General features: G+C 38.0%; 12 protein-coding genes. All 12 read right to left on the bottom strand.

The genetic code is table 11. The features are described from left to right. Positions 1-10 precede the first annotated feature (10 nt). Positions 11-1,651, bottom strand: a complete 1,641-nt coding sequence (locus Q5N69_RS09700; protein WP_304368702.1) for an AAA family ATPase — start codon at positions 1,649-1,651, stop codon at positions 11-13. Next, positions 1,648-3,732 carry a Mu transposase C-terminal domain-containing protein gene (locus tag Q5N69_RS09695; RefSeq protein ID WP_304368701.1) on the bottom strand — a complete coding sequence of 695 codons (2,085 nt, stop codon included), beginning with the start codon at positions 3,730-3,732 and terminating at the stop codon, positions 1,648-1,650. Before Q5N69_RS09695 ends, Q5N69_RS09700 begins: the two co-directional genes overlap by 4 nt. Continuing rightward, on the bottom strand, positions 3,719-4,537 hold the full coding sequence (locus Q5N69_RS09690; RefSeq protein ID WP_304368699.1) for a TnsA endonuclease N-terminal domain-containing protein: 819 nt from the start codon (positions 4,535-4,537) through the stop codon (positions 3,719-3,721). The genes Q5N69_RS09695 and Q5N69_RS09690 overlap by 14 nt, the downstream gene beginning before the upstream one ends. A 175-nt stretch (positions 4,538-4,712) precedes the next feature. Further along, entirely contained in the window at positions 4,713-6,545 is a 1,833-nt protein-coding gene (glmS, locus tag Q5N69_RS09685; RefSeq protein ID WP_304368698.1) for a glutamine--fructose-6-phosphate transaminase (isomerizing), read from the bottom strand. Positions 6,546-6,571: 26 nt separating this feature from the next. Beyond that, complete coding sequence (locus Q5N69_RS09680; protein WP_304368697.1) at positions 6,572-7,333, bottom strand: DeoR/GlpR family DNA-binding transcription regulator; 762 nt, start codon at positions 7,331-7,333, stop codon at positions 6,572-6,574. A 113-nt stretch (positions 7,334-7,446) separates the two neighbouring features. Beyond that, positions 7,447-9,360 carry a S9 family peptidase gene (locus Q5N69_RS09675; RefSeq protein ID WP_304368696.1) on the bottom strand — a complete coding sequence of 638 codons (1,914 nt, stop codon included), beginning with the start codon at positions 9,358-9,360 and terminating at the stop codon, positions 7,447-7,449. A 26-nt stretch (positions 9,361-9,386) separates the two neighbouring features. After that, positions 9,387-10,760: a bifunctional UDP-N-acetylglucosamine diphosphorylase/glucosamine-1-phosphate N-acetyltransferase GlmU gene (gene glmU, locus Q5N69_RS09670; protein ID WP_304368695.1), complete on the bottom strand. Its 1,374-nt coding sequence runs from the start codon at positions 10,758-10,760 to the stop codon at positions 9,387-9,389. Positions 10,761-10,892: 132 nt separating this feature from the next. After that, on the bottom strand, positions 10,893-11,309 hold the full coding sequence (locus tag Q5N69_RS09665) for a F0F1 ATP synthase subunit epsilon (RefSeq protein ID WP_304368694.1): 417 nt from the start codon (positions 11,307-11,309) through the stop codon (positions 10,893-10,895). A gap of 67 nt (positions 11,310-11,376) precedes the next feature. Beyond that, positions 11,377-12,762, bottom strand: a complete 1,386-nt coding sequence (atpD, locus tag Q5N69_RS09660; RefSeq protein ID WP_304368693.1) for a F0F1 ATP synthase subunit beta — start codon at positions 12,760-12,762, stop codon at positions 11,377-11,379. 58 nt (positions 12,763-12,820) lie between these two features. Next, the gene (atpG, locus tag Q5N69_RS09655) at positions 12,821-13,681 is read right to left on the bottom strand and encodes a F0F1 ATP synthase subunit gamma (RefSeq protein ID WP_304368692.1); all 861 of its coding nucleotides are present in this window, start codon (positions 13,679-13,681) and stop codon (positions 12,821-12,823) included. A gap of 30 nt (positions 13,682-13,711) precedes the next feature. Continuing rightward, on the bottom strand, positions 13,712-15,253 hold the full coding sequence (atpA, locus tag Q5N69_RS09650) for a F0F1 ATP synthase subunit alpha (protein WP_304368691.1): 1,542 nt from the start codon (positions 15,251-15,253) through the stop codon (positions 13,712-13,714). 12 nt (positions 15,254-15,265) lie between these two features. Further along, positions 15,266-15,799, bottom strand: coding sequence for a F0F1 ATP synthase subunit delta (gene atpH, locus Q5N69_RS09645; protein ID WP_304368690.1), 534 nt, complete (start codon positions 15,797-15,799; stop codon positions 15,266-15,268). Positions 15,800-15,803: the final 4 nt, after the last annotated feature.

Raw genomic sequence — 15,803 nt, 5'->3', positions numbered from 1 at the left:
GAAAGTGTGACTATTTGACTGATGCTATCAGACCATTTTTGACAAGGTTAGCATGCATCTCCGACTCGGTATGTGATTGCGAATGAATATAGCGTAAGTCATCATGATCAAGTTTGTGCCAATGTGATGGTGTAATAACGTTTGATTTAGTCTGTTTAGATAAAGACTCACGTTTTATATAACTCGATTTGTTTGATTCAATTTCTGTAACCAACTGTTTGAACAGTGTTTTATTATCTATGTCTGGATGTTGTTCCTTTAACAATCCAATTTGTGAAGCATGTTGTTTGTAATCGATATCTAGAAGACTTAATAGTAGCTCAAGTTGACTATCTGATGGTTTATAACTTTGCTGTGATACCTCTTCTTCAGGTTCTTCAGACAATTCTTGAGGCATTCGGTTTGCCACTGTCTCAACATCAATTTTTGGCATGGTTAAATCTGAAAATTTAGCTATCTGAGCACTATCTCCAGAACGTAACGCATCTAACATTGGGTGAACATTCTTCATTTCTTCTTGATAGACGGTGTCAAAAAGGGGAATTGATAGCTCTTCTTTTTGAGATACGATGGCTCGTATTTGTGCAATCACAAAGAGTTTAACAGCGATATCTAGAATCCCTTGCGAAAGGTCGAACAAATGTCCTATTATTTCTGGCGAAGGTTCCTTGGTGCTAGCTTTAACCCATTGGAATCGCCAAAGTCGCTTTATAAAACGTGTCCAGTTCAAATAATCATTTTGTGTTTTAGATATTCCCCATTCCATACTGCCAAAACCAATGGTGCGTCTTGCTCCTCTGAGTCCATCAGCAAACAGGATTTTTGCCTTTAATGTCCCAATTAGAAAAATGGGAATCCCTAAAACATTTGTCATTGTGGTAAAGAAGTTAAGTAATTCTTCGCTGTCAGACTTTGACGTATTTAAATGTTGGATTTCGTCGATAACAAGTAAACCAACTGAGTGTTGTAATGCTATTTGTGACATTGCTTGTAACTGTGTTTTAGCCCCAATTCTTATTTGCTGACCATATCGCTTGTGATAATCAGTACCAACGATCTGATCGATTGCAAGGAAAAAATTTGAGCACATACTACTTAGCTCACCATCATAAGGACATTCCACCACGACGTAGGGAATTTGTTGTAACATATTGTAATCTGGATGTTCAATTAACTGTGGGTATGTTGACAGTACCCTTTTCATTGCGGTTGTTTTACCACTGCCAGAGCATCCGATTAGCGTCATACCTAATGCTGAACGGTCGGTTGTTGGGAACAAGTTTGCATTGCTTTGATGACCTTGCATCGCTAGATAGTTTGCTTGGGTAGCGTGTTTGTCATGATTCAATGCAGGATTTCGTTTTATATACCCTGTGCGGATCATTAACGACAGTTTCCTTTCAAGATCTAGATGGCTTGGTAACGGATGGAAAAAGGTGCCGCTTAGTAAGCGAGCTATCGTGTGCAATCTTAAACGAGGATGTAGATCCAAGTCATTTTTTGAATGTGATGGTCTAGAGGATAATCTCTTTGCTAGAGAAATGTCATCAAGCCAAATACTAGGTAATGCTTCAATTAGTGGATTACCTTTATATTCTTCTAAATCCTGCTCAATGTAATTAGCTGTTACGGCTACTATGTTATTAATCATGTTTCGTCCTCGTCGTAGTCCACATATAAATCAGGCAAAGAAAAGTCATCCTGTTTGATTATAGGCACGACATTTTTAGGCGGAGAATTGCTTTGCTTTTCGCTTGATTCTCCAACTGATCGAATGAGCCTTTCTTTGGTTATAGCTTCCTGCTTATTTTTTCTAATCTCTTTGAGTCTTGCATTATCTGATTTATTAGACGAAGTTTTCTTGGAACGTCGCTGAGCAGATGCCAATCGTTTATCGATTTCATCATCTATTTTTTGACGTTCATCGGCATTGTCTTTGTCCGTTTTATCCCCACTACGCTTACGAGTCAGGATGGCTTTTTTAGCCTCGTAAACAGTCATATCAGAATACGCTCTGCTGCGATCAGTTAAACTCGCACTCCAAAATTCATTTGAACCATTATTTGGAAATATATAAATTGTATTGGTCGTTCTTGGATCAAACGCAATTTGCACCGAATTGGGTCTTGTTCGATGTTTATCGCGCAGAAACCAGCCCTTTTCGAATGCTTCTGGGCATGTGTAGATTAAAGAGTTAACTTTAATGCCTAGGTTTGAAACTGTTGCTTTCGTTCTTGGCAAAGTTAAGATTTTAAATTTTTGAAGGTCAAAAGATTTCAGAGCACCAGAGCGATTTTCTATTCCCCAATTCCAAAGATCTTTTGGCGTGAAAGGAAGGTCAATGGGAATATCGGGGTCAGCGTCATAGTTTTTCATTACCTTCAAGTTGTGCTTGTAGATAAGTAAAACTATGATTTCTTCAAACTGTCGAATATTGAGTTCGGCATCTAATCGATAATCTTTTCCGCCACGTTTTTTTGCTGTTTCGTCGGTCACCACACCGGGAGCGTATGGCTTGAACTCTGCCTGCAAAGTCCGAAATTTTCGTTCTACTATACCCTTAGCGTCACCGCGACGGGCTGTCGCGTTCTCTAATCTAACATTTGCAGAATCGACTAAAGTGTTACTTTGATTTGATAATAACTCCCCTTTATCTGCAAGAACCGCTGATGGTAGGCCTATGGCTGGCCAAGAGTCATGTTTAATAGTTAATCCTAATGATGCACAAATGTCGACTTTGTTTTCTAGGCAGTTAGCTAGCGCCATCATTGCTACTACATACGATGGAGGTTCGAAAGTGAGGTAGTACCCCGTCACAAGACGAGAAAATACGTCGATGGCAATCAATAGTGTGGGTCGGCCAATAATATCTTGAGCATCATTTTCACTTACCACATATAAATCGATAATAGTGGCGTCAAACTCAAATCTATCTCCCGGTCCCAAAACTTGTGATGTAGCAGTACTTGTTAATTGCCTTTTATCTTTTTCAAACGTGATATCTGTATTGCGTGCTTTTGACGTTTCTTCAGCTTTGTACTCTTTTTCAAATAAGTGTTTTAACTGTACTAATGTCGGCAAATCGTATTTAGATATTTTGGGGTACTGTTCCCTCACGGCTTTGGTCACTTTGTCGTGCACTTTTACCCAAGGCATGCGATTGGCTTTCATATAGAAAGTGTCTATGGCTTGTCTAAATATTTTTTTGATATCTTCTGTAATGGGAACTCCCTGTCCTACAGATGCCGTTCGTTTTGGGCCTACTTTTTTATTAGTTATTAGTCTGGACTGATTAGGTGCTCCCATTTTATGAAAATCAGGTGCTAACCCATTTTTACACTGACCGCGTTGAAGATATTGGCGTAAAAGTTTATAAAAGTGCTGCCTCCCAATCTCTTTTTCCGAATCGATTATTACTTCTCGTAGTAATTGGCTCCAACATTCTTTAAAAAGTCGTAGCGGATTTTCTACTACATATTGCATTGTCACCCAAGTAACGTCTCGTTTTTCTTTTTGTTTCTTAGTCATAGTTCTAGAAATTAAATCGAAAAACGGGTCTTCAATAATTTTTACGTCATCATTTCTCAAAGCTTTAGAGATTTCGTTAAGATCAAACTGTTCTGGGTCTGCCAACTTGTTATGAATGTCTATCCATATACAATAGTCAGGGGTTATCGCCAATACTCGAAGCGAACGTTGTTGATATTCAACAACACTATTAACCAACAGCATAAAGCCCTCCAGTATTTATTTGACGAGAGATACATTGAATATCTTTACACTGAAGAGTTGTATATGGTTTTTTGATGTCAAACGCGAGAATTCGATAGCTAAAAGAGTTCCGAGCTACTTTCAATGACTCCCCCGGCATCAGTCCATGGCGCTTGTCAAAATCTGAACATGCTTTAGTTAGCTTAATATTGGGAAAGTGTTCTATTTCGTCCCATAAGTCAAAAACTCGCTCATGAATTTCATCGCTTATCTCAAGGTCTTTACCGCCCAATATCCAATCTATATTTACCTGCTGCGTGTGAGGTATATCTAACTCTGTCATTAATTGCCATTCAATACCTTTAGCAAGAAAACTGCGCCGCTCAATTTCAAGTTTTTGAATAGTATTTTTGTCCATAAGATCTTTTATGTACTTTACTTGGATTGCCTTTTGATTGCTTTGGATATTGTCGTAATCAAGAAGGATATCTGTTGTGAAAACGTGATATTTATTGCCCTTCTTCGGGTGTTTAATACCTGCTTTTTCAGCGACTTCTAGGGTTGTTTCGATATCGATTGGATACTGTTCTCGGATATCACAAATAGATTCATCCCAATCGAACAGACTAAAGGTTAAGAATTCGAGTTTGGATAAAAGGTGAACTACACGTCCCGTTCGGTGTGATAAGACCCTATAACTGGTTCCTTTGCTGGATATTTCTTGAATGTATATCCATGGTTTGTAGCTTTGTTTACGTCCTGTTCCTCTTCCACTTTCCAGACGTTTTTTGATCTCTTCCTTTGTGAACCAGAATTGTTGCGACATAAGTGTTCTCGTTACTTGCTATATAGGTAAGCATAACGGAACTTTTAATTGGTACCAAATTTAATCGGTAATTTATGAGTTTGGTATCAATATTAATATTGTTGGTACCAAATATAATATATCTGGTACCAACATTAATATTCACTTACATCATAAGTTACTGTTTTATAATTAATTATTCAACAGTTACTGATTTTGCTAAGTTACGTGGTTGGTCAACATCAGTACCTTTAATAATAGCTACGTAGTATGAAAGTAACTGTAAAGGCAAGGTGTAAACAATTGGCGCTATGATGTCGTCACAATGAGGTACGTTGATCACTTTCATTGTATCGTCGCTTTCAAATTTAGCATCTACGTCAGCAAACACATACATTAAACCACCACGAGCTCTTACTTCTTCTACGTTTGATTTTAATTTTTCAATTAAATCATTTTTAGGCGCAACAACAATTACGGGCATTTCAGCATCAATTAACGCTAATGGACCATGTTTTAGTTCACCCGCTGCGTAGGCTTCAGCATGAATATAAGAAATCTCTTTAAGCTTTAAAGCGCCCTCCATCGCGATAGGGTATTGATCACCTCTACCTAAAAATAATGAGTGATGTTTATCAGCAAAATCTTCTGCTAGATCTTCAATCGAACCAGCTAAAGCGAGTACTTCTTCTAATTTGTTTGGTAGTTTTTGTAGCGAATTGGTGATTTCAGCTTGAGTTTCTAAGCTCATTCCGTGATGTGAACCAATTGCTATAGTCATCATTAATAAGCCAACTAATTGAGTTGTGAAGGCTTTAGTTGATGCTACACCTATTTCTACGCCAGCTTTAGTCATAAAAGCTAGGTCTGATTCACGTACTAATGATGAACCTGGTACGTTACAAATACTTAAACTTGATTTATAACCGATCTCTTTAGCTAAACGAAGAGCGGCTAAAGTATCAGCTGTTTCGCCAGATTGTGAGATAGTTACTAACAATGCATTTTTAGGTACATGAGATTTACGGTATCTAAATTCACTCGCAATTTCGATATTACACGAAACGCCAGCTAATGATTCTAACCAGTAACGTGCAACCATACCTGAGTGATAACTTGTACCACAGGCGATGATTTGAACATGTTCTATATTTTTGAATATTTCGTCTGCATTTTTACCAAAAGCATCTGTTTCAATGGTGTTATCAGTAAAGCGACCTTCAAGGGTATTTCTTATTGCTGTTGGCTGTTCGTAAGTTTCTTTTAGCATATAGTGACGATATTCACCTTTATCGCCAGCATCATGACTTACTTCAGATTCTTTAGCTTCACGTGTAACAGGTAATCCATTAGTATCAAAAACACTAACTTCAAAACGAGTAATTTCAGCAACATCGCCTTCTTCTAAAAATGAAAACTTACGTGTAACAGGTAATAACGCCATCATATCTGATGCGATAAAGTTTTCGCCAACACCGTAACCAATAACTAATGGGCTACCTGAACGAGCAACAACAACACGATCTTTATCGTTAGTGTCTAATACAACTGTGCCATAAGCGCCTTCAAGCTGTTTTACTGTTGTTTGAACAGCTTCACGCAAGCTAGAAGCTGTTTTTAGCTCATGATGAACAAGATGCGCAATAACTTCGGTATCTGTTTCAGAAACAAACACGTAACCTAAACCTGTAAGTCTGGTTCTAAGTTCTTCATGATTTTCTATGATGCCATTATGTACGACAGCAATGTTATCGCTAGATACATGTGGATGTGCATTAATTTCGCTTGGCGCACCATGAGTAGCCCAACGAGTATGAGCAATACCTGTACCGCCAGTTAGTGGGTTAAGTTGAACAGCATCTGCTAATTCTTGTACTTTACCTAAACGACGAATACGATTTACTTTGTTGTTCTCATCAATAATTGCAACACCAGCAGAGTCATATCCGCGGTACTCTAATCGACGTAACCCTTCTACTAAAATATCTACTACATCACGCTGTGCAACTGCACCTACGATTCCACACATAACTTTTCCTTAATAATGTTTGTTCTTTAATCGGCTATAATTAAATTTACGCCTTGATCAATAATCTCTTGTCGTTTTTCAGCAGATAATTCTCTATCTGTTATAACGGTATGTATTTGGTTCATTGGTATTTCTACATTGGGTATTTTTCTATTAAATTTGTCTGATTCAACCAATACAATAACTTCTCTTGAAACCTCAGCCATAACACGAGATAACCCAATTAACTCGTTGAAGGTTGTTGTTCCTCTTTCTAGATCAATACCATCTGCACCAATAAATAATTGGTCAAAATCATAAGATCTTAATGAATTCTCTGCTACCTGTCCCTGAAAAGACTCAGAATGGGTATCCCATGTTCCGCCAGTCATCAACAGTGTAGGTTCATTTTCCAAAGTTTGCAGCTTGTTCGCTATCGCTAAAGAGTTAGTCATTACAACTAATCCTTTCTTGTTATTAAGTTCAGTAACAAGTGCAGACGTAGTATGACCACTATCTATAATAATACGATTATGATCGTTGATCATCATTGCTGCTTTTTGAGCAATTAATATCTTTCGTTGGGAAAGATTTTCATTCTTAGTTTCAGTAATTTCTTTAGGTAAGGGCACTGCTCCACCATATCGACGCAGTAATAAGCCACTATTTTCTAAAATAGCTAAATCTTTTCTGATGGTCACTTCTGACGTATCAAACCTTTTAGCTAATTCATCAACCCCTACCTCACCTTGTGAGTTCAATAATGTAATGATTGTATGTCGTCTTTGTTGTGTATTACGTTTTGACAAAACACGTCCCCCCAAGTTTCGAATCGAAAGAATTATACCCTAAACCGAAAGGATATCAATAAAGCAAAAAAAAGAGCAACTTAACTGTTACTCTTTTTTGAAATAAAATGTGTTTATTTAACAGGCATATATTTATCTAAGAAAGCATCAATAGCTCTGAAAGTTTGTAACCGGTCTTCATTATTACTCAAGTAATGATTTGCACCTTCTATTTCATGGTATTCAACAATCTTGTCTTTTTTTCTTTTAAGTTTATCGTATATATCTTCACTTTGATCTGGGTTTACTACTCGGTCTTTAGAGCCATGAATAAGTAATAAAGGCTTTGTTATTTTATCAGCATGCTTTAAAGGAGAGGCTTCCCATAAACTATCGTAGTCACTACCAATTTGTTTTTTTACTATATCGAAATTTGTATACCTACGGTGTGATTTAACCTGTTGCTCTACATCACTAATACCGGCAAAGCTTATAATACATTTGTAAAGATCGGGAGTCTTAATTCCTCCCATTAATGCTGCATAACCGCCGTAACTGGCACCTGCGATACAGATATTGTTTTTATCTGCAGTTCCTTCTTTTATTAACCAATGAGTTCCATCTTCTACATCATCTTGCATTGCTTGACCCCATGAAGCTAAACCTTGCTTCATAAAGTCATGTCCATAACCCGATGAACCTCTAAAATTCATTTGAAACACAGCATAACCTTTGTTTGCAAAATATTGAGTCCAATAATCAAAGCCGCCGCTGTCGTAGCTAATTGGTCCGCCATGAGGGAATACTATTGTCGGTAAATTTGTATTTTTTTCACCTTTTGGTAACGTTAGAAAACCTTCAATTTCTAAGCCATCTCGGGCTTTATATTTTACTTTTTTCTTTGTTGCTAATATTTCTGGATAAAGTTTGTCATGTTTATAGGCAAGGACTTTTAATGAGTTGTCTTCCTTATCACCAATAAAATAAACACCAGGTTGATTATCATTACTTGCTAATAGAATGTATTTATTACCATCTGCACTTTTGTCTAATAATAAATTATCAGTATCAGGAAGCGCTTCATCAATCATTTTATTTAGTTTTTTATATTCTTCATCCCAGTAGTTATATCCTATTCCTACAATTTCATTGGTTTCTTTAGAGCGTCTTAAACCGCCATTTACATCATAATTTTCATTATAATAAACAAGCTCTTTTTTTAATGATTCGTCTGTTAGATTAACTTTATAAATAGCATCTTTACCGTTATATAATGCTTTTACATATAAAATATTGTTATCCGCACCAAAGGCTAAAGGCCATATAGATTCTTTACTAAATGCCTCAAAGGTCCATAAGTTTTTAAATTTACCTGATGATATTTTCTCTTTAATTGTGTAAGTTGTTTCATCCCTGTGTATGCCGATTCTGATATCGTGATTGGTATCTGTGATCCAAGAAATCATATCGCTTTTCGTTCTTTGAATGGTTCTACTTTTACCTTTATCAGTTATCGGAAAACGAAATACAGCTTCACCTAAACCAACAGTAAAGCCACCCAACGCCATTAATATATGATCTTCATCGTTAGGTAATATATCTACCACTTCAGATTGAATGTTGGGTACATACAGCATTTTTCTATAATAGGACTTTGGTATAACCGCAGTTAATTTACCGTCATTTCTATTAAGTTTTAATAATCGAGTTTCTGTAGTTTTAACTCCAACGCGGTGACTTGGAAAGTTTGCTTTAACAAGTATTACGTCGTTATTACCCCAAAAAATATTCGCAATAATATATTTTTCGTTCTGTGAATAAGCTAAGTTTTTAACGGTTTCATTATCAGTATCGTAAACATTAATTAATTTACCGCTAAGCTTTTCAGTTTCAATACGAACTAAATAAGCAATAAATCGCCCGTTTGGTGACAATCTAACGTCACTTACATCAGGAATGCTAACAATGTCTTCTAATGAGAGGGATTGAGCGTGTGAAGAATTAACGCTACTAAAAAAGAGTAGCGTTATGAGTAGAAGTATTTTCATCTAATATCCTTATCCGATGTTTATTATTATTTTTTAGTTGGTCGTCTCCAACCACTAATATTACTTTGTTTGCCACGAGCTACAGCTAGGTCATTATCTTCTACATTTTTAACAATAGTTGAACCCGCTGCTGTTGTAGCCATATTACCGATAGTAACAGGTGCAACGATTGATGCATTAGAACCAATAAAGGCGTTATCACCAATAATAGTTTTAGATTTATTTACGCCATCGTAATTACACGTAATTGTACCTGCACCTATATTTGAGTTTTTACCTATTTCGGTATCACCCAAGTAGGTTAAATGTCCCGCTTTAGAACCTTCGCCTAATGTAGATTTTTTCATTTCAACAAAGTTACCAATATGGGCATCATTTTTAAGTACTGAACCTGGACGGATTCTAGCAAATGGACCCGCTGAAGCATTTTCACCAATTACCGCACCTTCGATAATTGAGTTAGGTTTGATCTCTGCATTTTTACCTATAGTACTATCGATAATAATACAGTTCGCGCCGATTTTAGCGCCATCAGCAATAGTAACTTTACCTTCAAAAATACAGTTTACATCTATGATAATTTCTTGCCCAACAGTTACTTCACCACGTATATCGATACGGTTTGGATCAAGTATACTTGCGCCGGCGATCATTAACTCTTCTGCTTGTCTATATTGATATGCTCTTTCTAATGAGGCAAGTTGAACTCTATTGTTAGCGCCTTCAACTTCAATTTCTCTGTCAGGATGCGCTGTAGCGATTTCTTTACCTTCTTTATGGGCAGCAGCAATAATATCAGTTAGGTAATATTCACCTTGAGCATTATCGTTTGACAGGTTTGATAACCATCTTTTTAAATCGCCACCATTAGCAAGCAAAATACCTGTATTACACTCGTTAATTAATAACTGTTCAGCACTTGCATCTTTTTGTTCAACAATACCAACAACACTGCCTTTATTATCACTAGATGCTTCACGCATAATACGACCGTAACCATTAGGGTTAGCAAGATGAACCGTTAATAGTGACATTCCGTTAGCAGGTTTCGCTTCAAGTAGTCGATTTAACGTTGATACTTTAGTTAGAGGAACATCTCCGTATAGTACTAATACATCTTCATCATCTTTCAAATAAGGCGAAGCCATATCTACAGCATGTCCTGTACCTAACTGTTCTTTCTGTTCAACAAAAGTTAAATCATCACCCAGCACTTTTTCTTTTAATACATCGCCACCAAATCCATAAACTAAATAGGTATTTTCAGCATTAACTTGTCTTGCTGCATCAATAACATGATTGACCATAGGTTTGTTAGCTACAGGGTGCAAAACTTTAGGAAGAGTAGAACGCATACGAGTGCCTTTACCCGCGGCTAAGATTACGACTGAAAGTGACATTTTTGATTTCCATTATCTGATTGAAGATATATTGTGCTTATTGTAACTATTTTTCCATAAAAAAAGCGACCAATTACTTAACGTAAAGGTCGCTTTTTGTATCACTAAAACTTAGTGTTTAAGCTTAAACTGTTATTTACTTGAAGCCTGAATTACACGTAATTGTGCTACCGCACGAGCTAATTCAGATGCAGCTTCAGCATAATCGACGTCACCGCCATGATCATTTAAGTGCTGTTCAGCTCTTTCTTTAGCTTGTAATGCGGCTTCTTCATCCAAGTCACCGCCACGTATAGCTGAATCAGCTAGTACTGTAACGTTATTTGGCTGAACCTCAAGCATACCGCCAGATAAGTAGATGATTTCTTCTTCACCACCTTTCTTAACGATTCTTGCCATACCAGGTTTTAGTGAGGTCAGCAAAGGTGCGTGACCAGGCATAATACCTAATTCACCTTCGCTACCTGTGATCTGTAATGATTCAATACTGCCAGAAAATAAGCTTTCTTCAGCACTTACTACATTAAGATTTACAGAAAGTATTGCCATGTTGACCTCCAAATGGGCGACTAGTTTAAATAAGTAATTTACTTAACTAATTAGTCGCCAGCCTTCATTACATGTTTTTAGCTTTTTCAGTTGCTTCTTCAATAGAACCAACCATGTAGAAAGCTTGCTCAGGTAAATCATCATATTCACCTGCAAGTAATCCTTTAAAGCCACTGATAGTGTCTTTAAGAGATACATACTTACCAGGAGAACCTGTGAATACTTCAGCAACAAAGAATGGTTGTGATAAGAAACGTTGAATTTTACGAGCACGGTTTACCGCAAGCTTGTCTTCTTCAGATAACTCATCCATACCTAAGATAGCAATGATATCTTTAAGTTCTTTGTAACGTTGTAACGTAGATTGAACGCCACGAGCTGTTTCGTAATGCTCAGCACCAACTACTAACGGGTCTAATTGACGCGAAGTAGAATCTAATGGATCGATAGCAGGGTAGATACCTTGCGAAGCGATGTCACGAGAAAGTACAACAGTTGCATCTAAGTGAGCAAAGGTTGTAGCTGGAGATGGATCGGTTAAATCATCCGCAGGTACGTATACCGCTTGGATTGAAGTGATTGAACCTTTCTTCGTTGAAGTAATACGTTCTTGAAGAACACCCATTTCTTCAGCAAGTGTTGGTTGGTAACCAACCGCTGATGGCATACGACCTAACAATGCAGATACTTCAGTACCAGCAAGTGTATAACGGTATATGTTATCTACGAAGAATAAAACGTCACGACCTTCATCACGGAATTTTTCAGCCATTGTTAAACCAGTAAAGGCAACACGTAAACGGTTTCCTGGAGGCTCGTTCATTTGGCCGTAAACTAACGATACTTTATCAAGTACGTTTGAGTCGTTCATTTCATGGTAGAAATCGTTACCTTCACGAGTACGCTCACCTACACCAGCAAATACTGAGTAGCCGCTATGCTCGATCGCAATGTTACGAATAAGTTCCATCATGTTAACAGTTTTACCAACACCAGCACCACCGAATAAACCAACTTTACCACCCTTAGCGAATGGACATACTAAATCGATTACTTTGATACCAGTTTCTAATAGTTCATTAGACATCGCTTGGTCAGCATATGCTGGCGCTTCACGGTGAATTGACCATTTTTCTTCTTCGCCGATTGGGCCAGCTTCATCGATAGGCTCACCCAATACGTTCATGATGCGACCCAAAGTTGCAGTACCAACTGGAACTTGGATGTTATCACCTGTGTTTACTACGTTCAGACCACGACGCAAACCATCTGAAGAACCCATAGCGATAGTACGAACTACGCCACCACCAAGTTGCTGTTGTACTTCTAGTACTAAGCCACTTAAGTTGCCTTCGGTTATATTTAATGCGTCATATACCTGAGGTACAGCATCTTGTGGGAATTCTACATCCACAACTGCGCCAATGATTTGGACGACTTTACCTGTACTCATGTTTAATCCTCTAATCTTGTGCTCTTATTTACTAATAAAATAAACAAAGAACCTTTGCTTATACCGCTGCTGCACCTGCACAAATCTCACCCAATTCTTGAGTAATACTTGCTTGACGAGCTTTGTTATATACCAATTGTAAATCATCAATTAAGTCACCCGCATTATCTGTTGCAGCTTTCATTGCAACCATACGAGCGGCTTGTTCACATGCGAGGTTTTCAACCACACCTTGATATACTTGAGATTCTGTATAACGAACTAATAGTTGTTCAAGCAATGCTTGAGCATCAGGTTCGTATATGTAATCCCAGCGATGCTTAATTGCGTCATCATCTGACTTAGGCAAAGGTAAAAGTTGATCGATTGTCGGTTTTTGCGTCATTGTATTAACAAATTTGTTATACACAACAAACAGCTTATCTATATCACCATTATCGTAGGCATTTAACATAACTTTCACACTACCGATTAAATCGGTAAGTGATGGGCTATCACCTAAACCTGAAATTTGTGAAGTGATCTTAGCACCCATATTGTTGAAAAATGCTGTAGCTTTTGAGCCTACAACTGCAAATTCAACATCGGCGCCTGCTGATTGCTGTTTACCAGCATCAGCAAGTACTTTTTTAAATAAATTAATATTTAAACCACCACACAAACCACGGTCTGTTGATACAACGATATAACCTACGCGCTTAACTTCGCGTTCAACCATATAAGGATGATTGAACTCTAAATTACCAAGCGCGATGTGACCGATCACATTTCGCATATTTTCAGCGTATGGACGAGATGCAGCCATGCTATCTTGCGCTCTGCGCATTTTACTAGCTGCAACCATTTCCATTGCGCTGGTGATCTTCTGTGTATTTTTTACACTTCCGATCTTTGATTTAATCTCTTTACCACCAGCCATGACTTATTCTCCGCGAAAAGGTTAACTAAATTACCAAGTTTGGGTAGCTTTAAAAGCTTCAATAGCTTTAGCCAAACCAGCTTCGATATCTTTGTTATAGTCACCCTTCACGTTGATAGTAGCCATAAGCTCAGCGTGATCACTGTTCACGTATGAACGAAGTGCATCTTCAAAATCAACTACTTTTTCAATAGCAACATCGTTTAAATAACCTTTTTCTGCGGCAAATAAAGATACTGCTGTTTCAGCAATTGATAATGGGCTGTATTGCTTTTGCTTCATCAATTCAGTAACACGTTGTCCATGCTCTAATTGAGCACGAGTCGCGTCATCTAAATCAGATGCGAATTGAGCAAATGCGGCTAATTCAGCATATTGTGCAAGTGCTAAACGGATACCACCACCAAGTTTCTTGATGATTTTCGTTTGAGCAGCACCACCAACACGAGATACAGAGATACCAGCGTTAACAGCAGGACGAATACCTGAGTTAAACAGGTTAGATTCTAAGAAGATCTGACCATCGGTAATTGAAATAACGTTAGTTGGTACGAATGCCGAAACATCACCCGCTTGAGTTTCAATAATTGGTAATGCTGTTAAAGAACCTGTTTTGCCTTTAACTTCACCATTAGTGAATTTCTCAACGTAAGCTTCGTTTACACGAGCAGCACGTTCTAATAAGCGTGAGTGAAGATAGAATACGTCACCTGGGTAAGCTTCACGGCCTGGCGGACGACGTAATAATAATGAAATTTGACGGTAAGCAACTGCTTGCTTTGACAAATCATCATATACGATTAACGCATCTTCACCGCGGTCACGGAAGTATTCACCCATAGTACAACCAGAGTAAGCTGATAAGTACTGTAAAGCAGCAGCTTCAGATGCACCAGCAACAACAACGATAGTATTATCTAACGCGCCGTGCTCTTCTAATGAACGAACTAAGTTCGCTACAGTAGATGCTTTCTGACCGATTGCTACGTATACACACTTGATACCAGTGTTTTTCTGATTGATGATTGCATCTAGTGCAATCGCAGATTTACCGATTTGGCGGTCACCAATGATAAGTTCACGTTGACCACGACCAATAGGAATCATTGCATCAATTGACTTGATACCTGTTTGTACAGGTTCGTCAACAGATTTACGTTCGATAACACCTGGTGCCATAACTTCAACAGGAGAGAAACCATCGTTTTCGATAGGTCCTTTTCCGTCAATTGGCTCACCTAATGTGTTTACTACGCGGCCTAATAAGCCACGTCCTACTGGTACTTCCAATATACGGCCAGTACTTTTAACTTTTACGCCTTCAGCTAGGTCCGCATATGGGCCCATAACTACCGCACCTACCGAATCTCGGTCTAGGTTTAACGCTATTGCGAAGCGGCTGCCAGGAAGTTCGATCATCTCACCTTGCATTACATCTGCAAGGCCATGGATGCGAATGATACCGTCAGTTACAGAAACGATAGTACCTTCGTTACGAGCTTCACTAACTACGTCAAACTTTTCAATACGATTTTTAATCAGTTCGGCGATTTCAGTGGAATTCAGTTGCATGCTCTGTCCCCGTTAAGATTGCATTGTTGTTGCTAAGCGGCTCAGTTTACCTCGTACTGAACCATCTATTACCATGTCACCAGCTTTTATTACTAAGCCAGAAACCACGTTCGCGTCTACAATACAATTGAGCTTTACTTTTCGAGCCAAACGCTTTTCAAGCGCGGCACTTAATGTAGTTACTTGATCCGCTACTAATTCAACAGCAGATGTTACATCCACAGTAATTTCTTTTTCATATTCAGCTTTTAAAGCGCTAAATTGAACAAGAACTTGTGGTAGTACCAACAAACGTTCATTTTCTGCCATTACTTTAATTAAGTTTTGGCCATTACTGTCTAATTGATCTTCACAAACTTTTAAAAATAAGTCTGTGGCTTGATCTGCAGAAACACCACCTGAAAGGTAGTTTTTAATCGTTTCATTTTCTGAAACTTCTGCAGCAAATACTAACATAGATAACCAGTTATCTATTGTATTTGCTTCAACAGCAAAATCGAACGCTGCTTTAGCGTAGGGACGAGCAACGGTTGTCAATTCAGACATAAGC

It is taken from the genome of Pseudocolwellia sp. AS88, from assembly GCF_030551755.1.
In the GTDB taxonomy this organism is placed as follows: Bacteria; Pseudomonadota; Gammaproteobacteria; order Enterobacterales; family Alteromonadaceae; genus Pseudocolwellia.
The sequence above is the reverse complement of the archived record's forward strand: the minus strand, read 5'-3'. Positions and strand labels throughout refer to the sequence as shown.